Genomic DNA, 24225 nt, shown 5'->3' with positions numbered 1-24225 from the left:
TCTCTTCAAGGGTCATACGACCTTGACCAATGTGCTCGTTGTCTTGGAATACCATTGGCACAGCCATGATTTTGCGTTGTTCCACTTCGTCTTGGAAGAATGAACCATCAATCATGGTTGCCGTGGTGTTCGGGTTGTAAATGGCAATCAGGTTAAGTGCCTGTACTACATCCGGACAGTTATGACAGCTTAAGGATACAAACACATCGAAGTTTGCTTTGAGGTTTAAACCTTTAATCTGGTTGAGCACTTCATTTGACACTTTAGGTGCATAGCCAGACACCTGCAACAGTGCCAAGATCAAAGACGTAAACTCATGACCCATAGGTAAGCCTGCAAAAAACACACGAGGCTGTTCACCTACTTTAGCGACACCAAAGCTTGGACGACGTGTATTGTTACCGTCAAAACGGGCAGTCACTTTGTCAGAAAGCTCGGCGATTTCACTTACCAGCTCTTTAATTTGAGCAGCTTTGTCTGATTCATCTAAAGCAGCAACTAATTCGATTGGACTTTCTAGACGTTCTAAGTAAGCTTTTAATTGAGTTTTAATGTTTTGATCTAACATCTGTTTTTACTCCAATGCATCCAAATTCTTTCAATAGATGCATAGTACGTGAAAACATAAAATAGGTAAAACAGTATGTTTTTATATATTTAATCGGTTTTTTGAATTATTGAGGCTATTAATAAGTAAGATCAATAATTTATCTCTAAAATGTTCTTTTTTATGTTTTGTAGTGTTTTAAAGTGAAAGTATTTAAAAATTTATATATGTTATATGGCTGTAAAGATTTTATGTCATAACATTAAAAGGTACTTTCATGTCATTGCAACGCGGCATTTATCAGCATTATAAAGGTAATCTCTATCAAGTTTTTTCTGTGGCAAAACACAGCGAGACTGAAGAAGAGTTAGTCGTTTATCAGTGTCTTTACGGTGACTATTCAACTTGGGTACGTCCGCTAAATATGTTTACTGAAACGGTGCAAATGGCTGATGGAAGCATCGTGCCGCGTTTCAAGTTAATTCAAAGCACTTAACTCAAACGGCTTTTATATAAAATAACGATTTTAAAGGGTGAATATATGCCAAATACTTTTTTCTTACAAAGAGTTGCCGATTTATATGACACCTTTAAACGACATGATGCACAGCAGACAGATCGTTTGCTGCGGTATCGTAATATTGAGGCGGAGTCTGCAAAATTACTATCGCAATTTATTCGGATGCAGCAAGCCAAATCAATTTTAGAAATCGGTACTTCAACAGGTTATTCTACTTTATGGCTTGCCGAGGCGGCACAATCTACTCATGGAAAAGTAACCACGCTTGAAATTGATGCCAATCGTAGTAATGAGGCTAAACGCCATGTGACTGAACTGGCATTAGATGAATTGGTTGATTTTTGGGTTGGAGATGCAGCCGATTACCTAAAAGAAACTCAGGAAACTTTCGATTTTATTTTGTTAGATGCTGAGCGATCTGCTTACGAGAATTATTGGTTAGATTTAAAACGTTTAATGAAGCCAAAAGGTGGTGTACTCATTATTGATAATGTTATTTCACATGCGGCTGAAGTCAGCTCATTCTTAGCTTTAATTAAAAAAGATGAAAATTTTATGAGCAGTATTTTGCCTGTAGGCGCTGGTTTGTGCATTGTAGTGGCAAGGTAAGCCATTTAAAAATCTGATTTATTCATTCATAAGGGCCTGTTCTAAGCAGGCCTTATTTCATTATATTATGAAGCATTCACTAAAGATAGGCGAGTAAAGTGTAAGTCGAATTCTAAATATTTATGTACAAAAGCAGCTTTGTCTGTTGATCGTAATAAGTTGTCATAAATAAATTCTGGTACAGGATGATAAAGTTCGCCTGAACCATCGCTATAAAATATTTTTAGATGACGTGAAGTCGCATTGTATTTCCATGAAGTGACTGCCACAGTATTCGCCATAAATTTTTCCCCTTTTATTTCATATTACTTAAGCTCAAAAAACATCGGTTATTTATTCGACATTACTCAAACTTCATGTAATGGGGAAGGACATAATTGTAAAAGTATCAGTAGAAAATGTGATGTGCTTATTCAAAACAGAAGAACCATCCGATGAGGGATGGTTCTTTGAGTTTTTAAAATCTAATAAGAGATTAGATTTTACCAACTAGGTCGATAGATGGAGCAAGAGTAGCTTCGCCTTCTTTCCATTTAGCTGGGCAAACTTCACCTGGGTGAGCGTGTACGTATTGAGCAGCTTTTACTTTACGAAGAAGTTCAGATGCGTCACGGCCGATACCACCAGCGTTGAGTTCAACGATTTGGATTTTACCTTCTGGATCGATAACGAAAGTACCACGGTCAGCTAAACCTTCAGATTCGATAAGAACGTCGAAGTTTTTAGAAAGAGTCCAAGTTGGGTCACCAACTAATGGATATTGGATTTTTTTGATTTCTTCAGAAGTGTCGTGCCAAGCTTTGTGAGTGAAGTGTGTATCAGTAGATACAGCATAAATTTCAACACCAAGTTTTTGGAATTCAGCGTAGTTGTCAGCTAAGTCACCAAGTTCAGTTGGGCAAACGAAAGTGAAGTCAGCTGGATAGAAGAATACAACAGACCATTTACCTTTAAGGTTAGTTTCGTTAACTTCAACAAATTGGCCGTTGTGATAAGCAGTTGCTTGGAATGGTTTAACTTCAGTATTAATCAAGCTCATCATTGTCTCCATGATTGAGGTTTATATTTAAACTTGTTTACGAGATGTAGAATAAATAAAAATTCTTTATTGGGGAAATAGTATTTTTACATGACTAAAATCGGAAAATCGAATAAGTGATAAATTTACGATTTTTAAGTCCCCAAACACTGTATTCGATTTGACTGCAAAAACATGTAAATCAAATGACAGTTATCGTAAAAGAAACTTGCCTAACAACATGAAGTCTAGTGAGACAAAATTCAAGGGTAAAATTTTAAAAAATTAAAAATATATAAAAACCCAATTGTTTTACCTTATGGTCATTAGAGCGTAAAATAGAGGATTGTTGTATTTTCAGGAAAATTTGTCTGTGCAGAATGATTTAAATATTGATCAGTGGGTGATGGCAAGAGATCGTTACCGTTTAAATCGTTTGCGTAAAGATAAAAAAGCTAATACAGCAGAGATTGAAAAATTATTTGAACAATCTAATGCCAAAGTAAAGCAGCGATTTGAACGTCTCCCTAAAATTAAACTGAATCAGGACTTACCTGTTTCTCAATATGCAGAACGCTTAATTGATGCGATTCAAAAGCATCAGGTCATTATTGTGGCAGGTGAGACGGGTTCAGGTAAAACCACACAGCTTCCTCAGATTGCAATGTTAGCGGGACGTGGCTTAACGGGATTAATTGGTCATACCCAACCACGTCGTTTAGCTGCACGTAGTGTTTCTCAACGTATTGCAGAAGAAGTCGGCGAAAAGCTTGGCGAGTCTATTGGTTTTAAAATCCGCTTTAATGAACAAGGTTCGCAGGACTCTATCGTACGGTTAATGACCGACGGTATTTTGCTTGCCGAGTTAGGCAATGACCGTTATTTGTCTAAATATGACACGATCATTATTGATGAAGCGCATGAACGCTCACTCAATATCGATTTTATTATGGGCTATTTAAAGCAGTTACTGCCAAAACGCCCAGATCTAAAAGTTATCGTGACTTCGGCAACTTTAGATGTAAATCGCTTTAGTAATTACTTTAATGACGCACCTATTTTTGAAGTAGAAGGGCGTAGTTATCCTGTCGAAGTACTTTATCGCCCAATTTCAGAAATGAATATTGGCGGCAGTGATGACGATGAGTTTGATGATTTCGAAGAAAACCTTCCTCGTGCAGTTGTACAAGCCGTAGAAGAATGTTTTGCTGATGCGGAAGCAAAAGGTCACCCAGAACATGCCGATATTCTAATTTTCTCAAGCACAGAGCAAGAAATTCGAGAATTGCAGGAAACCTTGCAAAAGTACGGACCAAGACACACCGAAATTTTACCTTTGTATGCGCGCTTAGCTGTTTCTGAACAACAAAAGATTTTTAGTCCGGCTGGAAAAGGCCGTCGTATTATTATTGCGACCAACGTAGCCGAAACTGCACTTACGGTTCCGAATATTCGCTATGTGATTGATAGCGGTTTTGCTCGTATATCGCGTTATAACTACCGTTCACGGGTACAACGCTTACCAATTGAAGCAATTTCTCAAGCCGCAGCCAATCAGCGTAAAGGGCGTTGTGGCCGTATTGCTCCGGGTGTGTGTATCCGTTTATATAGCGAAGAAGACTTTTTAAGTCGTCCTGAATTTACCGAACCTGAAATTAAAAGAACCAACTTAGCATCTGTTATTTTGCAAATGCAGAGTTTAGGGTTAGGTGAGTTAGAAAACTTCGATTTTATTGAGCCGCCAGATTTCCGCCTTGTAAATGATGGTCGTAAGTTGCTGATTGAGTTAGGCGCACTTAACGAGAAGAAAAATGAGCTGACTAAAGTCGGGCAAATGATGGCACGTATGCCAATTGACCCACGTTTGGCACGTATGATCGTGGGTGGTGCTCATTTTGGCGTACTCAAAGAAATCTTAATTGTGGTAAGTGCTTTAGCGGTTCAGGACCCGCGTGAGCGTCCAGCAGATAAACAAATGCAAGCTGACCAAAAGCATGCATTATTCAAAGAAGCTGATTCAGATTTTCTGTTTTATTTGAAACTTTGGGAGACTTTAAATCCTAAAGGCGAAGCAGGAATGTCTGAAAATAAACGGCGTCAATTTGCCAAGCAGCATTTCTTAAGCTGGTTGCGTTTACGTGAATGGAAACAGACACACCAGCAATTGGTTGAGTTAGCCGAAGGCTTAAAACTCAGTTTTAATGAAAAACCTGCGAATTATGAAAACTTGCATCGTGCATTGCTGACAGGTTTATTATCGTTCATTGCCAATAAAACTGATGAACGAAATACCTTTATGGCAGTGCGTCAGCAAAAGGCTAAAGTTTTCCCTGCAAGTACTTTGCATAAAACCAATACCTCTTGGGTGATGGCTTTTGAGATGGTCGAAACCTCTCAAGTGTACTTACGTACTTTAGCCAAAATTGACCCTGAATGGATTTTACTTGCTGCACGCGACTTGTTGAAATATCACTATTTCGAGCCACATTGGTCTAAGAAAGCTGGGATCGTCAATGCATATGCGCAAATTTCTTTATTTGGTTTAATTATTGAGCCAAAACGGTTAATTAATTTTGAGAAAGTTGACCAACCTGCTGCTCATGAGATTTTCTTACGCGATGCATTAACTACTGGTAATTTGGGTACAGTTCCACCATTTTTAAAACATAACTTGCTTAAACTTGAAGAAGTAGAGCGAGTTGAAGATAAATTACGTCGCCGCGATTTGGTGGTCGATGAAGAAACAATTTATCAGTTTTATGCGTCGAAAATTCCTGAGGAAATCGCGAGTCGCCGTAGCTTTGAAGACTGGCGTGCCACAGTAGAAGCAAATAACCCACGTTATTTATTTATTGACGATGATGCGCTCTGGCTCAATGATCGGCCAACTACGCAGCAATTCCCAGATCATTTACACAATGGGCAGCTGCGTTTAGCAACCACATATCATTTTGACCCGAGCCATGACGAAGATGGTGCTACTGTTCAAATTCCTGTACAGGCGCTGCCCCAAGTCGATGAAAATATCTGGTCATGGGGAATTCCGGGTTGGCGACAAGATTTAATTGAGGCTTTACTCAAAGCTTTACCTAAAGACAAACGTCGTAATGTGGTGCCAATTCCTGATACAGCTCGTAAGCTCATGCAAGGGGTTGATGCAGTACATTTACGTGAACATATTTTTAGTTATTTAGCTTTTGCCTTACGTGGTGAGCAAATTACTGAAAAAGATTTCTCGTTTGAACGTATTGATCCATATTTGGTGCCTTTCATTAAGGTTATTGATGAAAAAGGTAAGCTGATTGCGAAAGGGCGTGATTTACCTGAGTTAAAAGCACGTTGCCGAGTGGAAACACATCGTCCAGTTAAACAGCAAAAAGGCGAGTTTAAGGACTTTCCTGAAAACTTTACTTTTGAGGCTTCTCATAAAGTCACAGGCGTTGTAGTTAAACAATATCAGGCTTTAGTTCCGACCAAGGCTTTTGCTGACCTCGAAGCTAAAGATGAGTCAGGCATTGTTATTCAAACGTTTAATGATCAAGCTGAGGCGATTAAACAGCATCGCGAAGGTATTATTCGTCTGGTACATATGCAACTGGGCGACTTGGTTCGTCAGTTGAAAAAGCAGATTTCAAAACCGCTTGCGTTAGCTTATTCACCTTTGGGCGATAAAGCTAAGCTTGAGCAGATGTTGGTCTATGCAACGTTGCAGATGGCAATTACGACTTTGCCAATTAACGCTGATGAATTTAATAAGCTGCTAGATCAGGTCAAAAAGCAATTTTTGAGTTATGGTCAGCAAGCACTTGAGCAATTAAGTGATATTTATATTCAGTGGCAACAAATCCGTCGTCAGCTTTTAGTGCTTAATCCAGACGTATTTGGACGCAGTATTGATGATATTGAAGATCAGTTAGATTTAATGTCACTTGGCAATTTTGTTTACCGCCAACCAGTCGATCTTTGGCAGGAATACCCGCGTTATTTAAAAGCACTGCTATTGCGTTTAGATCGATTGCCAAATAATCTACAGCGAGATCATGCTGCAATTGACGATGTCGATCCATGGATGGACAAGGTATTTAAATTCAAAAACGATCCAAAAATCAAAGAATTGTATTTGATGTTGGAAGAATTCCGCATTTCTTTATTTTCTCAACCGATGAAAACCAAGATGCCTATTTCGCCAACTCGACTGCAAAAGTTATGGGATCGTTTGGGAATCAGTTAAGATAGATCGGGGTCTGTTTATGCTGTTGTTTAGCCTACAACGCAATTTATAAATGAAAGATTAACAGACCCTATTCATTTTTTTAGGAGTTTTACATGGGCATTCGTATCACAGGTACTGGGTTATTTCACCCAACAGAAATCATTTCTAATGAAGAACTGGCCGACAGTTTAAATGCTTATGTGGAACAATATAACCAAGAGAATGCAGAGAAAATTGCAGCAGGTGAGCTAGAAGAGTTACGTGGTTCTAGTGCTGAATTTATTGAAAAAGCGTCTGGTATTAAGCGCCGTTACGTGATTGAGAAGTCAGGTATTCTCGATCCAACACGTTTACGTCCTCGTTTGTCTGAACGTTCAAATGATGAACTTTCACTTCAAGCAGAGTGGGGCGTGATTGCTGCGAAGCAGGCAATGGAAAATGCAGGCGTAACTGCTGAAGATATCGATGTTGTAATTTTGGCATGTTCAAACATGCAGCGTGCTTATCCAGCAGTTGCGATTGAAATTCAGTCGGCACTTGGCATTCAAGGTTATGCCTACGATATGAACGTTGCATGTTCAGCTGCCACTTTTGGTTTGAAACAAGCGGCAGATGCAATTCGTTCAGGCGCTCGTCGTGTTTTATTGGTGAACGTTGAGATTACTTCTGGTCATTTGGACTATCGTAACCGTGATTGTCACTTCATTTTTGGTGATGTTGCAACGGCTTCTATTATTGAAGAAACCACTACTAAAACTGGTTTTGAAATTTTAGATATTCATTTATTTACTCAATTTTCAAACAACATTCGAAATAACTTCGGTTTCTTAAACCGTAGTGAAGATGCAGTTGTTGACGACAAGCTATTCCGCCAAGATGGCCGCAAGGTATTTAAAGATGTTTGTCCATTGGTGGCAAAAATCATTAATGCGCAGTTGGAAAAAATGCAGTTAACTGCAAACGATATTAAGCGTTTTTGGTTACATCAAGCCAATGCCAACATGAATGAATTAATCTTGAAATATGTGGCCGGTAAAGAGGCAGATTTAAGCCGTGCTCCAATTATTCTAGATGAGTTTGCCAATACTTCTTCAGCAGGTGTGATTATTGCTTTACACCGTACAGGCCACGAAGTAGATGATGGCGAATATGGTGTGATTTCATCTTTCGGCGCTGGTTATTCAGTAGGTTCGATTGTTGTTCAAAAGCACGTTGCTTAAGTTACTAGATTAATTAAAAACGCTCGTAAGAGCGTTTTTTTATGAGCGAAATTAATATAAAAAAGCGAACCAACATTGGCCCGCTTCAATTGAATCAAAAATGATTAAAACTTTTTGGTGTAGTTTACAAACAAGCGGTCCTCACCAAAGTCATTGCCATGTTTTACGTTGTAATCAATACGAATGTATTGAAGAGCGACGCCTTTTAAGAATGGCTGCTGAAACGCATAATTTAAAATCACATTCGACTCAGTTTCATGGTTTTTCTCACCATTGGCTGCTTTAAAGTCATGGCCATAAACATATTTCACCATCGCATTTAGGCCCGGCACATAATCTTTAAAGTCATAGCCATACATCACATGATAAGACTTTTCGTCTTCTTTAAAAAAACCAGTAGCGTTCCAGTTAATGAAATACGTCTCTGGTAAGAAACCATCTGGTAATGGATAAGCCGACTCACCGATAATCTGCTGGTACCCCAAGCCAAAGGTATGGTTTTTTACTTTGAGCGTTTCTAGCACTCCAATGTTTTGAGCATCAATATCAAAGGTATTGCCATCATCTTTTGCATTGAAGTACTTAAACTTAGAAGTAAGCGCAAAATTAGGTTGTTTCCAATTATGCTCAAGCCCTACATACTGTTTGTTGTAGAGGTCTTCCAAATTACCAAAATAGTATTCACCCTTGAGTGACGGCGTAAATTGATAGCGCAGATCTATGTAATTTAAACCATCAGATTCTTTGGTAATGCCGTTCGCTGTAAAAGAAAACTTTTTAAAATCTTCTTCATTACGTGGTGATACTTTTTCCACTCGACCAATTTCTGCATAGAGCTGATCTGAAAGTTGCGACTTAAGGTTGGTTCCCCAATAAGAGGCAAGTAATTGTCGGCTGGCATCGACAGCCGTTACAGGCAGGTCTAACCAGAGTTCACCGACACTTAAAAGGGTTTTGTCATAACCTAGTTTTAAAGTTGCGCCGTATTTTAAAAAGTCGGAAGCCTGAGATAGTGTTTCTTTATTAAAAGGCAAAACTGTGTCAGCAACATGTTTGTCTGAACTTAAGCGCACGGCGTATTGAACAGAAGCATCTGCGCCAATGGTAATAGGCTTGTCTGCAATTTGCAGAGGGGTGTCATGCATTTTCGACTTATAAAATAGCGATGCTGCCTGAGACCAACTGCCCGTATCTTTGAGTGCATCATTATCAAAATTACGATTGATATAGGCATTCTTTAGCGTGAACTTCCATTCATCTTCGGGCTGCTGATTTGGATTTGCAGCGAATGAATTGCCACACATTAACACTAAGGTCGCAAAAGTTAAAGCACATGGCTTAAAGCGGTGTAATAATTCCATAATCCATTTCCAAAAAAGATGCGCCAGTCCTCGGCGCATGTATTTTTACTGCTGGGTAAGCGTGTTTTGAGGGGTAAAAGTTGATGGTGTTTGTGCAGCAACAGAGGCTTTGAGATTGACCATAAATATTGCAAGTGCAGCAATCACACCTGGAATTGCAATGGCTAAGAAATTCATTTGGTGAGGAAGCTCAAGTGTGAGTAGGGCTCCTGTTAAAACTGGTCCGATAATCGCGCCAATACGGCCAATGCCGGATGCCCAGCCCATGCCAGTTGAACGAAGTGCTGTCGGATAGAACTGTGCAACGAAAGTGTAGAGTAAGATTTGCGAACCAATGGTGGCAGCACCAGCAATCGCAATTAGGCTATATAAAATAAATTGTGGACTATTAATCCCAAGCAGAATTAAAGCTGCCGATCCCACAATAAACATGATCGTAATAACAGGTTTTAAATGGAATCTATCTGCTAAAGCACCACCACCAATTGCACCGACCATACCGCCAATATTAAGTGCAAACAGGAATAACATGCTTGCACCTAATGAGTAGCCCGCTTGCAGCATGAGTTTAGGCAACCAGCTTCCTAAGGCATACACCATGAGTAAGCACATAAAGAAAGCAATCCAGAACATAAATGTGCTGAAGGTACGGCCTTGCTGGAAAAGCGCACGGACAGGTGCATCTGTTGTTGTGCTTTCGTTTAATACCAGTTGAGTATTGGCGTTTACCTGAGTTTGAGGTGCAATTTTACTCACAATACTTTTTGCCTGTTCGCCATGGTTAGATTTCACTAAAAAGGCAAGAGATTCTGGCAAAAATTTCCAGATGAGTGGGAGCAGCAATAGGGGAATACCCGCAATTAAAAACATGATTTGCCAGCCCATATCTTTCACAAGCCATGCGCCGAGTAGTGCAGAGGTCATGCCACCAATTGCATAGCCACTAAACATGATTGCGACTAATGTACTGCGGATTTTTTTTGGTGCGTATTCAGTCATAAGTGCGACCACATTTGGCATAACGCCACCAATCCCAAGACCTGCGATAAAGCGCAAAATAGCAAACTCTGTTGGTCCTTTGGCAAAGGCACCCATAAAGGTAAATCCGCTAAATAAGGTGACACAAATCAGGATGGTTTTTTTTCGTCCCAGTTTGTCTGAAAGCGTGCCGAAAATCATGGCACCAAACATCATCCCGAATAGCGCAGCACTGGCGAGTAACCCAGCTTCTACCGCAGTTAATGACCATTGTTGCATTAACAGAGGAAGAGCAACTCCATAAATAACTAAATCATATCCATCAAAAATAATAATAAGTAAGCACCAGATTAAAACTTTCCAATGAAAAGATGTAAAACTGGCTTTATCAATTAACTCATTAATATTAACCTTGCTCGTATCCATTTTCTTCACCTCCAATTTGTGAAGTATCGCGTTATTTTTTAATAAACTATTTTGTTATTTGATTAGAGTCAAAAACCTAATTGATATATCTTTATGTCTTTAAGGTATTGTACTTTTATTGATTTAATTATTTGAAAAATATGTATTTATTTTTATTGTTCTAGTTGGCTTTGTTGTGTCTTTAAAATAGGGTTAAATATTGTATAGTGAGAATTTTAAGGATTTTATAGATACTTTTTTATAGATTTTATTGATGAGAATCACGCTTGAAAATATTGCTAAATTTATATTAAAAATTGAGGTGGAAATATAAAAAAAATACTAAAGTCTATTATTTAATTATTTTGGAAATTGATCTTAAAAATGAAATTTAATTTATATTAAATAAAATCGCCAAATCAGGGTTAGCGAATTATTTGCATCCTGATGTGGCGGTTGAGGTTTTATTTTAGTGGCGGGCGCTTAGATAAAAAACTTAATTTGTAGTTGGCGTTGATCGTGGTGTGAGAATAAAATGTGCGATTACACCAATACAAATTCCCCAGAAAACTGAGCTTAATCCAAGGAAATGCATGCCTGATGCCGTGGCTAAAAAGGTAATAAGTGCAGCATCACGTTGATTGTCATTTTTCATGGCAACAGAAATATTGGTGGCAATTGCTCCAAGCAAGGCTAAACCTGCCAATGCTGCAACCAACTCTTTAGGAAGTAAGCTAAATAGCATGACAATACTGCCAGCAAATAAGCCTCCTAAAATATAAAAAATTCCATTGGCAATTCCTGCGATATAGCGTTTTTCTTTCAGTTCATGTGCATCTTTGCCCATACATAAAGCGGCGGTAATTGAGGCAAGCACAATGGTAATACCACCGACGCAGGCAACAGCTAAAGAGGCAATACTAGTGACAGTAATAATGGGTTTGGCTGGGGTATCGTAACCGCTGAGTTTCATAATCGCCATACCCGGTAAAAATTGGCCGGTTAGACTGACTAAAATGAGAGGAACGGCGAGGTTCAATGTTGAGTTCCATGTCCATTCTGGGCTAATCCACTGTGGAATAGCTAAACTAAAACTCACATCAACCGGATTCATTTTGCCCAAAATGAGGCTTAATAAAACTCCTGCAGCTAACACCCAAATCATGGTGTAGCGCGGCATTAAACGTTTGGCAATTAAAAAGACAATAAGCATGCTAAAGACAATAAAAGGCATGCTATCAGACGCGGTAAATAGACCAATACCAAATTGAAAAAGAATACCCGCCATCATGCCTGCAGCGACATCTTGCGGAATCCACTTTAGTAATTTGTCGAAGTAACCTGTAACACCAATTAAAAAAATAACAATGGCAGAAGTAATATAGGCGGCTACTGCTTCATTCAACGAGACGTTTGGAAATAGGGTAACTAATAGGGCAGTGCCCGGTGCAGACCATGCGGTTATGACAGGAGTTTTATATTTAATTGAAAGATAAATACCTGAAACGGCGGCACCAATTGAAATTCCCCAAATCCATGACACCATCATATCGGTGGACACATGAGCACGCTGAGCAGCTTGGAAAAAAATAATCAGTGGGCCTGAGTAAGAAATTAAAACCGCAAGAAAGCCAGCAACTGTTGCTGATATGGACCAGTCATTTTTTAACGTCTTTAACAGGGTTGCCATGTGTGATTGCCTCCATGCAAATCATGTTATTTACCCAATCATGCAAAAAGATCAGGGTTAACCCTGATCTCCACCTCCGACCGGAATGACCGATCCCGTCATATACGATGCGTCATCTGATGCAAGAAATAAAATTGCATTGACTTGTTCTTGAATTGTGCCATAACGGCTCATAAATGTTCGATCTATTGTTTGATCAACTACTTGCTGCATCCAGTCTTTTTCATTTTGACTTAATGGATTGGCATTGCGTGGTACTTTCCGAGGTGGTGCTTCGGTTCCACCAGTCGCAACAGCATTGACTCGAATTCCATCTTTAGCATGTTCAAAAGCAAGCGATGCCGTTAAAGCATTTACTCCACCTTTAGATGCCGAGTAGGGAATACGATTAATACCACGGGTTGCAATTGAAGACACATTTACAATCACCCCCGATTGTTGCTTAATCATGGCAGGTAACACAGCACGGCAACACCATAACGTTGGAAACAACGAGCGATTTACTTCCTTAATGATCTCTTCTTCGGAAAACTCTTCAAAAGGTTTCATCCAGATCGCACCACCCACATTATTAATCAGAATATCTATCCGACCATAATGTTCAATGGCTCTTGCAACTACTGCTTGCGCGCCTGCATAGGTTTCTAGGTCAGCATTAATCGTGACGGCATCACCACCTGCACTCCGAATTTCTTTAAGAACGTCTTCAACATATTCAGAGCGGTCAGCCATGACGACTTGTCCACCCTCAGCCGCTACTTGTAGTGCCACGCCACGACCAATGCCTTGAGCACTACCCGTAACAATCACGACCTTATCGGTAAATCTTTGACGGTTTGACATAGATAACTTCTCCACCTGTTAATTCGCAGAGAATTTTTCAAACAAGAAATTAGCAGGTTTGATATTTTCAGTTTCTAACCAGCCACGTACAGCTTCTACCATTGGTACCGGGCCACATAGATAAACATCAACATCGCCACCGTTTAACCATTCACTTTCAATATGACCAGTGACATAGCCTTTGCGTTCATGGTTACTTTCAGGGCTTGCAACCACAGTTCGATATTCAAACCATGGGAATTTCGCCTGTAACTCATTGAGTTTTTCTAGAGCAACCAAATCAAAGTCATTGGTGACGCCAAAGACTAAACGAACAGGTTGTTCTGAACCTTTTTCTTCAAGCACTTGTAACATCGACATAAATGGGGCAACGCCAGTACCGCCTGCAAGCATCAGCACTGGGCGCGCTACATTACGCAAATAGAAGCTACCGAATGGTCCGGTAAATGTCATCTTGTCACCGGCTTTAGCATTTTTACTTAAGAATTCACTCATTTTACCGTTCGGTACGTTACGGACCACAAAGCCCGTTAAGCGATTGCCCGGTTTTGAGCTAAATGAATATGAACGGGTTTCGCCAGTTTCAGGAATTGCAACATTCACATACTGACCTGCAAGGAAATGAATATCCGGTTGGCCTTCATCAAGTTGAATATCAAACGTGATGGTTGAATCTGATAAGTTTTCAACGCGAGCTAATGTACCTTGGAAGCTATGAATTTCTGTTTTGCAAACATCTGACGACGCCTGAATCTGGAATACCGCATCGGAAGTTGGGCGACATTGGCAAGCAAGAATATAACCTTGCTCAGCTTCTTCAGGGGTTAATGCATCTTCAATATAGGTTTCTTCTGGCATGTCATAACTACCGGACTCGCAAAATGCGCGGCAAGTTCCACATGCACCATCACGGCAATCCAAAGGAATATTAATTTTTTGGCGATAGGCTGCGTCAGATAGGGTTTCGCCTTGAGCTACGTTAATGAAACGTGTAACACCATCTTCAAATTGAAGTGCGATATTGTGGTTTGACATGGCATGTATCCTACAAAATATTTGAAACTTTTACCCTCAGCCAACAGTCCGTTTAGCTGAGGGGGTATGTCTTAAAGGTGGTAAATATCAATCACTTGATTGATGTAGTCATTTTTCAAAACGACATACTTGCTCAAGATTTTTGGTTGATCACCTGAAAAATCGATCACATAACGTGACATACCGAAATAGCTGTAATTTGTCTTGTAACGGAAACTCAAAGTATTCCAGTTAAAGCGAACAGTAACTTTGTCGCCGTCGCGATCGAGAACTTCAACGTTGGCAATATTGTGGCTTGTGCGTGTGTCCGGCATGGTTGCAGATGAGCGTTCAGTTTTGATACGGAACACCCGATCTTCTAAACCTTGACGGTCTGGATAATAAATAAGTGAAATTTCAGATTGCGGGTCTTCAGTTAATTTATCGTCGTCATCCCAAGCTGGCATCCAGAAAGAAGCTTCTGGTGCATAGCATTCAAGCCAGTCATCCCATTGTTCATCATCTAAAAAGCGAGCTTCACAATAGAGAAACTGAGCAATATTTTCTAAAGTTGCTTTGTCTTGAGTGCTCATGCTGTTTCTCCCTGATCAGCAATTTCTTTCTCTGATGCAATCGCGTGTTTCATGGTGTGTAACCAATATTGATGTTGGGCAAGATAAAGTCCCTCATCTTCAGTTTTAATCCCACTTAACATTGGTTTTAAACCGATTTCGTTCGCTGCATCGTCTGGTCCATAAATCCAGTGTTTTGAACCGCGGCACATGTCATTCCATTCAAGTGCAATCCCTGCATAGCCTGCCTGACAAGCACGGAATTCTTCTAAATCGTCTGGTGTTGCCATGCCTGAGGCATTAAAGAAATCTTCATATTGACGGATACGACGTGCACGAGCTTCAGGTGCTTCACCTTTAGGCGCGATACAGTAAATGGTGACTTCAGTTCGATTAACCGAAAGTGGGCGAAGTACACGAATTTGCGAACCAAACTGATCCATCAAATAAACATTTGGATAGAGACAAAGATTACGTGAGCGCTCAATCATCCATTTCGACATCGCTTCACCGTATTTTTCGGTGTATTCGTCTGCTTTCGGGAAGTTTGGACGGTCTTCTGGGTTTGCCCATTGTGTCCAAAGCAACATGTGGCCATTTTCAAAGCCATACGAGCCACCGCCTTGTTTACCCCAAGAACCTGCACTCATGGCACGAATGTTATCGGCAGCTTGAGTTTCTTTACGGTGTTGAGTTGTTGCTGCATAGTTCCAGTGAACAGCAGAAACATGATAACCATCGGCACCATTTTCAGCGGTGAGTTTCCAGTTGCCTTCATAAGTATACGTAGATGAACCACGTAAAACTTCTAAACCATGTTCAGACTGGTCAACAATCATGTCGATGATTTTGGTGGTTTCTCCCAAGAATTCTTCAAGTGAAGGAACATCGGGATTTAAGCTACCAAATAAGAAACCTTTGTAACTCTCAAAACGAGCCACTTTTTTAAGGTCGTGTGAGCCATCTTGGTTAAAACAGTCAGAATAGCCTGCTTCACTTGGATCTTTAACCTTAAGCAATTTACCTGAGTTGTTAAAAGTCCAGCCGTGGAAAGGGCAAGTATACGTTGCTTTATTACCACGTTTGTAACGGCAAAGTTGTGCTCCGCGGTGTGAACACGCATTGATCATGGCATTCAATTCACCGTTACGGTTGCGGGCAATAATGACCGGCTGACGACCAATGTGAGTGGTGTAGTAGTCATTATTATTTGGAATTTGGCTTTCGTGTGCTAAGTAAACCCAATTACCTTCGAAGATATATTTCATTTCGAGGTCAAATAGGGCTTCGTCAGTAAACACTGAGCGATGAAGTTTAAATTCACCTGTATCGATATTATCGACAAGTAATTCATCAATACGGTCAAGATGGCTAGTATTGATTACAGGAATACGTGGCATGTCCGTTCTCCGACTTTCCAAAAGTGTGGAAGTCACCAAGGCCTTAGCTACGGTCTAAAAGGTCTTGATATCCTAATATTGTCAATGAAGCGCATGAGTGCGCTGGGTGTTTAACCGTGAATTGATGAAGATGAATAACTGGAAGATTGGCAAGAAGGCTTGTTCACAAAGCAATTCATCACTTCATCGGTTTGTTGCTTGTATATACCTTAAAAGAATGGTTAAACTGTGTCTAAGACTGAATTTGCATTTTTTTATATCTTAAAGGTATGGAAGCCTTATGGAACTAAGACATTTACGGTATTTTGTGGCGGTTGTTGAAGAGCAGAGCTTTACAAAGGCAGCCGAAAAACTATTTATTGCTCAACCACCTTTGAGTCGACAGATTCAAAATCTGGAAAGCGAGCTTGGCATTCAACTGTTTGAGCGTGGAAGCCGTCCTTTACAAACTACACAAGCAGGGCATTTCTTTTACCAGCACGCCGTTAAACTTTTGTCGAATGCTGAAGAAATAAAAAGTATGACCAAGCGTATTGGTCTCATCGAAAGAAGTATGACCATTGGTTTTGTTGGGTCTTTACTCTATGGTTTGCTACCTCGAATCATTTATTTATTTCGCCAACAACAACCTCATTTGAATATTCAGCTTATGGAGTTAAGTACAACCGAACAGTTACAGGCATTAAAAGAAGGACGTATTGATGTCGGTTTCGGGCGTTTAAGAATTAGTGATCCTGCTGTGAGACGAATTCTTTTACGTAAAGAGCGTTTGGTAGTTGCTGCACATACCAGCCATCCAATTGCACAGCGCACGGAAGGGGTATATCTAGCTGACTTGATTGATGAAAAGATGTTTATGTATCCCACTTCACCGAAACCCAATTTTTCGACCCAGCTTTTAAATATTTTTGCCGAGCATAGTTTGGTTCCAAAAAATATGCATGAAATACGAGAAATTCAACTGGCTTTGGGCTTAGTGGCAGCGGGAGAAGGGATCTGTATTATTCCGGCAAGTGCCGATACCATTCGATTTCCACACTTAAACTATATTCCGATTTTAGATAACGGCGCGGTCAGCCCAATTTTTATTACAGCACGGGCAATGGACAGAAGTGAAGATTTACAGTCACTGTTTGATTGTATTTATCAGGTTTATGACTTAGAAGGGATACCTTATCAACGGACTGTCTTTACACTCGATCAGAACCCGATAGATGATTCAAATGGTATCGACTTTTAAATAAAGGAGGTGCATAGCCTCAAAGGATGAAGCTATGCAGTTTTATATTTTATTGCACTTTCGCTGGGAAACCATCTTCTTCAAGTGCTTCGGTAATTTTATCGACGCTTTCACTGCTTTCAACAGTCACGATTTTGGTCACTAAGTCTACATCTACTTTTGCATTTGGATCGACGTCCTGAATCGTTGCAGTCACACCACGAGCGCAGCCACCACAAGTCATATTTTCAATAAGTAGTTTCATGTTCATACTCCATCAAGAATGAGATGTTTGTTTGGATAACACTGAGTCTAAACCTTGTCATGATTGTAAGGTCAAGACCAAATTTTTAAAAAAATATGCTTGACCTTCCCATGATGGGAATCTGTATGCTCAATACAGAATATTAAATTTTGCAGATTTGTAGAGGTGTTTGATGGACTCAAAAACCACAAAATTGCCAGCATATAGTGAAACACTTCCAATCGAAGGCATGACTTGTGCCTCCTGTGTAGGACGTGTCGAAAAAGCACTTAAGAAAGTTGAAAATATTGAGATTGCCAACGTTAACTTGGCAACAGAAAAAGCGGTTGTTTATTCAAATCAACCGATTCAGCGTGAAGCACTGGTTAAAGCAGTTGAACGAGCAGGTTATGATGTTCCTAAAGCTTCGCCAGTTGAGTTATCTATTGAGGGTATGACCTGTGCATCTTGTGTTGCACGTGTAGAAAAAGCCCTTAAAAAAGTAGACGGCGTTCAACAAGCTACGGTTAACTTAGCAACAGAGCAGGCTTGGGTACAAGCAGATGCATCAGTCAATGTTGAAGACCTAATTCGTGCTGTTAAAAAAGCAGGTTATGACGCGAAAGCATCTGAAAAAAATCAAGATGAGCAGCTCGACAAAAAAGCGTCAGAATTAGATCAGCTTAAAAAAGATTTGATCATTTCGATTGTGTTAGCCTTACCTGTGTTTATCCTGGAAATGGGTTCACATCTCATTCCAGCTTTTCACATGTGGATCATGGACACGATTGGTCAATACAATAGCTGGCTTTTACAGTTTGCTTTGACTACATTAGTTCTCGTTTTTCCAGGTCGCCGTTTTTACCAAAAAGGGATTCCAGCCCTATGGCGTTTAGCGCCAGACATGAACTCTCTAGTGGCAGTTGGAACCTTGGCTGCCTACAGTTTCTCGGTCGTAGCAACCTTTATGCCGCATGTGTTACCACAAGGCACGGTCAATGTTTACTTTGAAGCGGCTGCCGTTATTGTCAGTTTAATTTTGCTCGGACGATATTTTGAAGCTAAAGCTAAAGGGCGTACTTCACAAGCGATTCAACATTTAGTGGGAATGCAGCCAAAAACTGCTCGTATTCAGCGTGACGGTCAAGTGGTGGAAGTTGCTGTTGCCGACGTGGTCAGTGGAACTATTGTAGAAATTCGTCCGGGTGAACGTGTACCTGTCGATGGTGAAGTGATTGAAGGGCATAGCTACATTGATGAATCTATGATTACGGGTGAACCTGTTCCTGTTGAAAAAATAGTAGGACATCAGGTGGTCGGTGGTACAGTCAACCAGAACGGTACTCTAAACATTCGGGCAACCGCAGTGGGTAGCTCATCTGTACTTTCACAAATTATTCGCATGGTTGAACAAGCCCAAGGTTCTAAACTTCCAATTCAGGGCTTGGTCGATAAAGTCACCATGTGGTTTGTACCGGCTGTCATGTTAATTGCTGCAATTACTTTCTTGGTCTGGTTTATCTTTGGGCCAGAGCCTGCGCTGACTTTTGGTTTGGTCAACGCCGTTGCAGTACTGATAATTGCTTGTCCTTGTGCGATGGGGCTTGCAACGCCAACTTCGATTATGGTCGGTACTGGACGTGGTGCTGAGCTCGGTATCTTGTTCCGTAAAGGCGAAGCTTTGCAGCTTTTACAAGAAGCGCAGGTGGTTGCTGTTGATAAAACTGGAACGCTCACTGAAGGCAAACCAACACTGACAGACTTTAATGTGCAATCTGGTTTTGAACGTGAGCAAGTACTTACTTTGGTTGCCTCGGTTGAAGCCAAATCTGAACACCCAATTGCTCTCGCTATTGTTCAGGCTGCTGAGGGCGAGGGAATAACTTTATTACCAGTAACAGCATTTAACTCGATTACAGGTTCAGGTATTGAAGCTGAAGTGTCAGGTCAAAAAGTACAAATTGGCGCAGACCGTTATATGCACCAACTTGGTTTAGACACCAACTCTTTCCAAGCGATTGCTGCTCAGTTAGGTGAAGAAGGCAAAACCCCGCTATACGTTGCTATTGATCAAAAACTTGCGGCAATTATTGCTGTGGCAGATCCAATTAAAGAAACAACCTATGCTGCGATTGAGGCCTTGCATCAATTAGGTCTCAAAGTTGCCATGATTACAGGAGACAACCGTCATACGGCGCAAGCAATTGCCAAAAAGCTGAACATTGACGAAGTTGTGGCAGAGGTTTTACCCGAGGGCAAAGTGGACACAGTCCGCCAACTGCAAAAACAGTATGGGCGCTTAGCTTTTGTTGGTGATGGTATTAACGATGCACCAGCCTTGGCACAAGCAGATGTTGGCTTGGCCATTGGTACAGGAACAGATGTTGCCATCGAAGCAGCTGATGTTGTGCTCATGTCAGGTAGTTTAAAAGGCGTACCGAATGCAATTGCATTAAGTAAAGCCACCATGCGAAACATACGTCAAAACCTGTTCTGGGCATTTGTATATAACGTAGCCCTAATTCCAATTGCAGCAGGTGCGCTATATCCAGCATTTGGCGTTTTACTCTCGCCAATGTTTGCAGCAGGGGCGATGGCACTTTCTTCGATTTTTGTTTTAGGCAATGCATTACGTTTAAAACGCTTTCATGCGCCAGTAGAGTAAGCGTGCTGAAAATCAACTTTTGGTTTAAGATCATGACAGCAGGTCTTAAACCAAATTTAATATTTGAGGTGTGAGATGAATATCGGTCAGGCATCCAAACATTCGGGCATTTCGGCGAAAATGATTCGCTACTATGAAGAAATCGGTTTACTTGAAGCAGCTCAGCGTTCTGCTTCTGGCTATCGTATTTATTCAGAAACAGACCTTAAAACTTTGAACTTTTTAAAACATGCTCGAGAGTTAGGTTTTTCATCTGAACAGATGAAAGAGCTTATTTCACTTTGGAAAAATACTGATCGGCATAGTGCAGAGGTGAAAGCCTTAACCGTCAAACACATTGCCGAATTAAAGCAAAAAATTGCCCACCTACAAGAAATGGTTAATATTTTGCAGGCTTCTGCCGATGATTGCTGTGGCGACCAACAGGCTTCTTGTGCCATTTTAGATCATATTGAAAAAGGGGTGGGTGTAAGCTAAATCCCATAAAAATAAAAAGGTAAAATCATGATTTATACAGCTTCTTGTCTTTGTAATGGTGTTCAACTCAGCATTAATGCTGAATTAAATCCCATTATGGTTTGTCATTGTAAGCAATGCCAAAAAGCACAAGGGGCTGCTTTTGCAGCTATTACACAGGTACAGAAAACTGATTTAAACATTGTACAGGGTGAAAATCTTTTGCAAGCGTATTTTGCTTCTCCAAACAAAAAGAGAGTGTTCTGTAAAACTTGCGGTTCACCGATCTGGAGTGAACGTTTAGATAAGCCAGAAGTGGTACGCCTGAGGGTCGGACTTATTAATGAAGAAATATCGATGCCAGTCATCTCTCATGCTTTTGTCAATTCACAAGTGAAGTGGTATCCAATTTGTGATGACGCTCGCCAATATCCAAATGGGGCAGAAAACCCTTAAATATTAAGGTTAGATCGTATTTTGTTCATTTGTAAAAAAACGTGAACAAGACTAGTCATGAATAAATAATGTGCTATAACTGTACCTAAGGTAATCGTAATATCTCCTCGCTCCACAGGGAAACTTGGGACAGGGCAAAAGATACGATAAGACCTTACATATAGCTAGCAAAGAGCAAACAAGAGTTGGATAGACACAACGCTTACATTGCTCACCGTTGCAGAAAAGCCCGTGAAACGGGCTTTTTTAATGCCTGTAAAAAAGATATTTCTTATTTGGAAATATCTTATACTTTTAAACTATTTATGAAAAAGTAATGTAAAAATAATAAAATATTTCAAATATACAGACTTTTCTGTATTGAAATTTGTTTTTATTAAGGGTACATTTGGTTAACGGTTTAAAGTTCAAGTTTAATAATGAACTCATGGTCGTTGTGGGAGATCTAAGAGCCTGCATTTTCCCCAAGATGCGTGTTTTTTTTATGCCTGTAAAAAAGTAAAAATTGTAATCAGCTTAAATAAAAAATATCTAATTTACTGTTATCTAAAATATTTTAATTAGCCTACGATCTAAAGATTGCGTAGGCTTAAAGTTGTGAATACCACTTAGGAACGATATGCCAGACAAGCTTGTGCGCAAGCAAGACATGCTTTAGCACAAACTTGGCAGTGTTCGTGGTCATGTTTACTGCATTCTGCTGCACAAAGTTGACAAGCGTTCGCACAAAGTTGCATGGCTGATTCTGCTAGTTCAGAGTTTCTTAGTTCTAAAGACGTACAAAGTTGGCAGGTTTCTACACATGTCATGCAATGCTTAATACATTCACGCATCATGTGCACATGTTCTTCTTGCAAACATGCAGCTGCACATGTTTTGCAGGCAATCATACATTCAATACATGCTTGAATTGAGGTAGAAGCATTACAAAATAAAGAAGAGTTGGTTTCTAGTTGAGTTTCCATAAAAGTTCTCCTGTCGAAGACTATTATTAAAAAACAGAATATTGTTATCTCTTTTCATTTTATAAAATCATTTCTTTGGTAGGTGAGTTTGAAATGAAAGGTCTACAAACGCTCAATAGGGTTTAACCTCGTATAAGAATGTTACATCTAGCTACTTCAGTTATAAATTTCAAAACTACTTGCCCAGCATTAGATTTAAAATTTGATTCGATATAATACTTTTGGCTAATTTCTTATTGTGTGAAAATTGTGCAAATTATCAGTGTGAACTTTAAGGGCACACGAAATGGAAAACGTTAATCAATTTGCTCACGGAGCTGAGCATGAAGTCCACATACATTGCAAACGATCATTAAGCACTTTAATACTGAGTATGCTCGTATTAATTACAACTGGTCGTTAAAAGAAAAAGCACCTAAGGGTGCTTTTTCTATATGAGTTTAAAGTGAAACCTTTACTTAAGAGTCTATAAAGCCACGCCGTTTTTTGTAGGCTTTACGGTCATAAGAAGGGATGTTTGATTGCTGGAGATCAATCGCAAGTTGTTTCTTGCGTTGAAACTGAACTTCACTTAGAAGAGCAGCATAAATTTTGGGGCGATCAGTTTTAAACTTTTCTACATCCAACGGAATCGTATCTTCGTTCTTAACAATGTACAGCACAGAGCCATTGCCATTCGTTTCATAAACCGTCCAACCTACTCGTACAATGTAGAGTCCGGTTTTCTGATTCTTACCTAAATAAGATTTAAAACCATCTGGATGAGGGCGAACATAAGCATTCATCATGCATCCTCCATCATCTGATTTATTTGATGAAAGCGACAATCAAAGAATTGATGGGGAACGGGACATCATATTCAGTAAAATCACGATTTCTAGTTGTTTATATATTGATCAATTTTCAAATTTCAAGTCAGAAAAAAGCGTTTATTAAATAAGCTAAATAAGGGGTAAATATTAAAAATAACGGCTTATTTTTCTGTGAAAAAAAGCTTGATTTAATTGTTTAGCGAGCATAAAAAATAGCGCTTATTCTATGTTTCTGTGATCGATTTTGCATATTTAAAATTATTGAAATAGTAAGTGAATTTGTAGTCAGGTGGAGTTAATTATTTGTTTTAAAATTAAAAAAATAAAATTCAATATTTCTTGTTACAACCATTATGTCGACAATAGATATTCCTTTTTGACATATTTCGCCTAGCATAACTAAAGAGTTCGTTGCCTATGGTGTCATTTATGTTTATTGGACTTGTGGTCACCATTTTGTTGACTCCAGGCCCAACAAATACATTGTTAGCCTCGGCTGGAATACAAGCAGGGGTGAAGCAGTCTCTTAAACTTATTCCTGCTGAAGTGATGGGTTATCTCATTGCAATTACTTCATGGGGTGTTTTGCTTGAGTCAGTTTCACATTTTATCCCTTGGCTTCCTGCCTTATTAAAGTTAATAAGTGCAACTTTTATTCTCTACCTTGCATTTAAACTTTGGATAACATCAACAAATGATATCAAATTAGACAGCCCACTAATTACGCCTAAGGCTTTATTTGTTGCAACACTTTTAAATCCTAAAGCTTTACTCTTTGCTTCTGCTATTTTTCCACATGCAGCATGGGAAGTGCTTCACGTTTATTTTGTGCATATTGCTATTTTTTTATCATTAATTACACCCATTGCATTTTTATGGATTGCTTTTGGAACCGTATTAATTTCAAACAAAGTAACTTGGTTAAACCAACGTAATTTACAACGTACGGCTGCATTTATTTTAACTTTTTTTGCGATGCCAATCGGCTATTCTGCGATTAGCTCATTTTAAACTTAAC

General features: G+C 39.7%; 21 protein-coding genes and 2 pseudogenes. 10 read left to right on the top strand and 13 right to left on the bottom strand.

Annotated elements, in window-relative coordinates; genetic code table 11:
- A partial coding sequence (locus ACTJJG_RS17705; RefSeq protein WP_440608989.1) for a thioredoxin family protein occupies window positions 1-568 on the bottom strand: 568 nt, incomplete at its 3' end.
- 256 nt (window positions 569-824) lie between these two features.
- Between ACTJJG_RS17705 and ACTJJG_RS17700 the strand changes: the two genes are divergently transcribed.
- Both ACTJJG_RS17700 and ACTJJG_RS17695 read left to right on the top strand, forming a co-directional pair.
- Window positions 825-1043: a DUF1653 domain-containing protein gene (locus ACTJJG_RS17700; protein ID WP_032006575.1), complete on the top strand. Its 219-nt coding sequence runs from the start codon at window positions 825-827 to the stop codon at window positions 1041-1043.
- Between the two features lie 45 nt (window positions 1044-1088).
- Window positions 1089-1676, top strand: a complete 588-nt coding sequence (locus tag ACTJJG_RS17695; RefSeq protein WP_069119411.1) for an O-methyltransferase — start codon at window positions 1089-1091, stop codon at window positions 1674-1676.
- A gap of 65 nt (window positions 1677-1741) precedes the next feature.
- Here the strand turns inward: ACTJJG_RS17695 and ACTJJG_RS17690 are convergent, their stop codons facing one another.
- On the bottom strand, window positions 1742-1957 hold the full coding sequence (locus ACTJJG_RS17690) for a KTSC domain-containing protein (protein ID WP_005070287.1): 216 nt from the start codon (window positions 1955-1957) through the stop codon (window positions 1742-1744).
- Between the two features lie 194 nt (window positions 1958-2151).
- A complete protein-coding gene (ahpC, locus tag ACTJJG_RS17685; protein ID WP_003652649.1) occupies window positions 2152-2715 on the bottom strand; it encodes an alkyl hydroperoxide reductase subunit C in 564 nt (187 codons plus the stop codon).
- Window positions 2716-3067: 352 nt separating this feature from the next.
- Here ahpC and hrpA point away from each other — a divergent pair, with 352 nt between their 5' ends.
- Window positions 3068-6925 carry an ATP-dependent RNA helicase HrpA gene (hrpA, locus tag ACTJJG_RS17680; protein WP_284087017.1) on the top strand — a complete coding sequence of 1286 codons (3858 nt, stop codon included), beginning with the start codon at window positions 3068-3070 and terminating at the stop codon, window positions 6923-6925.
- Between the two features lie 95 nt (window positions 6926-7020).
- On the top strand, window positions 7021-8127 hold the full coding sequence (locus ACTJJG_RS17675) for a beta-ketoacyl-ACP synthase III (RefSeq protein WP_031947810.1): 1107 nt from the start codon (window positions 7021-7023) through the stop codon (window positions 8125-8127).
- Between the two features lie 104 nt (window positions 8128-8231).
- On the opposite strand, the gene ACTJJG_RS17670 is transcribed toward ACTJJG_RS17675, so the two are convergent.
- The 7 genes and pseudogenes from ACTJJG_RS17670 to benA all read right to left on the bottom strand — a co-directional run bounded on the left by ACTJJG_RS17670 (window position 8232) and on the right by benA (window position 16390).
- Window positions 8232-9488, bottom strand: coding sequence for an OprD family outer membrane porin (locus ACTJJG_RS17670; protein WP_372552734.1), 1257 nt, complete (start codon window positions 9486-9488; stop codon window positions 8232-8234).
- 45 nt (window positions 9489-9533) lie between these two features.
- Window positions 9534-10892, bottom strand: coding sequence for an aromatic acid/H+ symport family MFS transporter (locus tag ACTJJG_RS17665; protein ID WP_372552735.1), 1359 nt, complete (start codon window positions 10890-10892; stop codon window positions 9534-9536).
- 475 nt (window positions 10893-11367) lie between these two features.
- Window positions 11368-12561 carry a benzoate/H(+) symporter BenE gene (gene benE, locus ACTJJG_RS17660; RefSeq protein ID WP_032056615.1) on the bottom strand — a complete coding sequence of 398 codons (1194 nt, stop codon included), beginning with the start codon at window positions 12559-12561 and terminating at the stop codon, window positions 11368-11370.
- Window positions 12562-12618: 57 nt separating this feature from the next.
- A complete protein-coding gene (locus ACTJJG_RS17655) occupies window positions 12619-13404 on the bottom strand; it encodes a 1,6-dihydroxycyclohexa-2,4-diene-1-carboxylate dehydrogenase (RefSeq protein ID WP_032056614.1) in 786 nt (261 codons plus the stop codon).
- Window positions 13405-13422: 18 nt separating this feature from the next.
- A complete protein-coding gene (gene benC / locus ACTJJG_RS17650; RefSeq protein ID WP_032056613.1) occupies window positions 13423-14439 on the bottom strand; it encodes a benzoate 1,2-dioxygenase electron transfer component BenC in 1017 nt (338 codons plus the stop codon).
- Window positions 14440-14491: 52 nt separating this feature from the next.
- A pseudogene (benB, locus tag ACTJJG_RS17645) lies at window positions 14492-15011 on the bottom strand (benzoate 1,2-dioxygenase small subunit).
- A complete protein-coding gene (gene benA, locus ACTJJG_RS17640) occupies window positions 15008-16390 on the bottom strand; it encodes a benzoate 1,2-dioxygenase large subunit (RefSeq protein ID WP_032056610.1) in 1383 nt (460 codons plus the stop codon). The pseudogene benB and the gene benA overlap by 4 nt, the downstream one beginning before the upstream one ends.
- Before the next feature lie 106 nt (window positions 16391-16496).
- On the opposite strand from benA, the pseudogene ACTJJG_RS17635 reads away from it, so the two are divergent.
- Both ACTJJG_RS17635 and ACTJJG_RS17630 read left to right on the top strand, forming a co-directional pair.
- Window positions 16497-16626, top strand: a pseudogene (locus ACTJJG_RS17635) (hypothetical protein).
- A gap of 44 nt (window positions 16627-16670) precedes the next feature.
- Window positions 16671-17630, top strand: a complete 960-nt coding sequence (locus ACTJJG_RS17630) for a LysR family transcriptional regulator (RefSeq protein ID WP_017386346.1) — start codon at window positions 16671-16673, stop codon at window positions 17628-17630.
- A gap of 49 nt (window positions 17631-17679) precedes the next feature.
- Here ACTJJG_RS17630 and ACTJJG_RS17625 read toward each other — a convergent pair whose 3' ends face one another.
- Window positions 17680-17880 (bottom strand): heavy-metal-associated domain-containing protein, encoded by a 201-nt coding sequence (locus ACTJJG_RS17625; RefSeq protein WP_080776980.1) that lies wholly within the window; start codon window positions 17878-17880, stop codon window positions 17680-17682.
- Between the two features lie 166 nt (window positions 17881-18046).
- Between ACTJJG_RS17625 and ACTJJG_RS17620 the strand changes: the two genes are divergently transcribed.
- The 3 genes from ACTJJG_RS17620 to ACTJJG_RS17610 all read left to right on the top strand — a co-directional run bounded on the left by ACTJJG_RS17620 (window position 18047) and on the right by ACTJJG_RS17610 (window position 21430).
- Complete coding sequence (locus ACTJJG_RS17620; RefSeq protein ID WP_032056607.1) at window positions 18047-20518, top strand: heavy metal translocating P-type ATPase; 2472 nt, start codon at window positions 18047-18049, stop codon at window positions 20516-20518.
- Window positions 20519-20593: 75 nt separating this feature from the next.
- Window positions 20594-20995, top strand: coding sequence for a Cu(I)-responsive transcriptional regulator (gene cueR, locus ACTJJG_RS17615; RefSeq protein ID WP_001020650.1), 402 nt, complete (start codon window positions 20594-20596; stop codon window positions 20993-20995).
- Between the two features lie 27 nt (window positions 20996-21022).
- Entirely contained in the window at window positions 21023-21430 is a 408-nt protein-coding gene (locus tag ACTJJG_RS17610) for a GFA family protein (protein ID WP_032056606.1), read from the top strand.
- 608 nt (window positions 21431-22038) lie between these two features.
- Here the strand turns inward: ACTJJG_RS17610 and ACTJJG_RS17605 are convergent.
- Window positions 22039-22395, bottom strand: a complete 357-nt coding sequence (locus ACTJJG_RS17605) for a four-helix bundle copper-binding protein (RefSeq protein WP_032070617.1) — start codon at window positions 22393-22395, stop codon at window positions 22039-22041.
- Between the two features lie 458 nt (window positions 22396-22853).
- A complete protein-coding gene (locus ACTJJG_RS17600; protein ID WP_005070242.1) occupies window positions 22854-23183 on the bottom strand; it encodes a hypothetical protein in 330 nt (109 codons plus the stop codon).
- Window positions 23184-23624: 441 nt separating this feature from the next.
- Here ACTJJG_RS17600 and ACTJJG_RS17595 point away from each other — a divergent pair, with 441 nt between their 5' ends.
- On the top strand, window positions 23625-24218 hold the full coding sequence (locus ACTJJG_RS17595) for a LysE family translocator (protein ID WP_005802640.1): 594 nt from the start codon (window positions 23625-23627) through the stop codon (window positions 24216-24218).
- Window positions 24219-24225: the final 7 nt, after the last annotated feature.

Origin of the sequence: Acinetobacter sp. 22512 (assembly GCF_052044755.1) — a bacterium.
GTDB lineage: Bacteria > Pseudomonadota > Gammaproteobacteria > Pseudomonadales > Moraxellaceae > Acinetobacter > Acinetobacter pittii.
This window is presented reverse-complemented; position numbering and strand designations above follow the sequence as displayed.

Coding starts and splice junctions, on each gene's coding strand:
- cueR (WP_001020650.1), top strand. CDS start 20,594: ATGAATATCGGTCAGGCATCCAAACATTCGGGCATTTCGGCGAAAATG.
- benA (WP_032056610.1), bottom strand. CDS start 16,390: ATGCCACGTATTCCTGTAATCAATACTAGCCATCTTGACCGTATTGAT.
- ACTJJG_RS17695 (WP_069119411.1), top strand. CDS start 1,089: ATGCCAAATACTTTTTTCTTACAAAGAGTTGCCGATTTATATGACACC.
- ACTJJG_RS17675 (WP_031947810.1), top strand. CDS start 7,021: ATGGGCATTCGTATCACAGGTACTGGGTTATTTCACCCAACAGAAATC.
- ACTJJG_RS17610 (WP_032056606.1), top strand. CDS start 21,023: ATGATTTATACAGCTTCTTGTCTTTGTAATGGTGTTCAACTCAGCATT.
- ACTJJG_RS17655 (WP_032056614.1), bottom strand. CDS start 13,404: ATGTCAAACCGTCAAAGATTTACCGATAAGGTCGTGATTGTTACGGGT.
- ACTJJG_RS17665 (WP_372552735.1), bottom strand. CDS start 10,892: ATGGATACGAGCAAGGTTAATATTAATGAGTTAATTGATAAAGCCAGT.
- ACTJJG_RS17630 (WP_017386346.1), top strand. CDS start 16,671: ATGGAACTAAGACATTTACGGTATTTTGTGGCGGTTGTTGAAGAGCAG.
- ACTJJG_RS17600 (WP_005070242.1), bottom strand. CDS start 23,183: ATGATGAATGCTTATGTTCGCCCTCATCCAGATGGTTTTAAATCTTAT.
- ACTJJG_RS17690 (WP_005070287.1), bottom strand. CDS start 1,957: ATGGCGAATACTGTGGCAGTCACTTCATGGAAATACAATGCGACTTCA.
- ACTJJG_RS17605 (WP_032070617.1), bottom strand. CDS start 22,395: ATGGAAACTCAACTAGAAACCAACTCTTCTTTATTTTGTAATGCTTCT.
- benE (WP_032056615.1), bottom strand. CDS start 12,561: ATGGCAACCCTGTTAAAGACGTTAAAAAATGACTGGTCCATATCAGCA.
- ACTJJG_RS17625 (WP_080776980.1), bottom strand. CDS start 17,880: ATGAACATGAAACTACTTATTGAAAATATGACTTGTGGTGGCTGCGCT.
- benC (WP_032056613.1), bottom strand. CDS start 14,439: ATGTCAAACCACAATATCGCACTTCAATTTGAAGATGGTGTTACACGT.
- ahpC (WP_003652649.1), bottom strand. CDS start 2,715: ATGAGCTTGATTAATACTGAAGTTAAACCATTCCAAGCAACTGCTTAT.
- ACTJJG_RS17620 (WP_032056607.1), top strand. CDS start 18,047: ATGGACTCAAAAACCACAAAATTGCCAGCATATAGTGAAACACTTCCA.
- ACTJJG_RS17670 (WP_372552734.1), bottom strand. CDS start 9,488: ATGGAATTATTACACCGCTTTAAGCCATGTGCTTTAACTTTTGCGACC.
- ACTJJG_RS17700 (WP_032006575.1), top strand. CDS start 825: ATGTCATTGCAACGCGGCATTTATCAGCATTATAAAGGTAATCTCTAT.
- ACTJJG_RS17595 (WP_005802640.1), top strand. CDS start 23,625: ATGGTGTCATTTATGTTTATTGGACTTGTGGTCACCATTTTGTTGACT.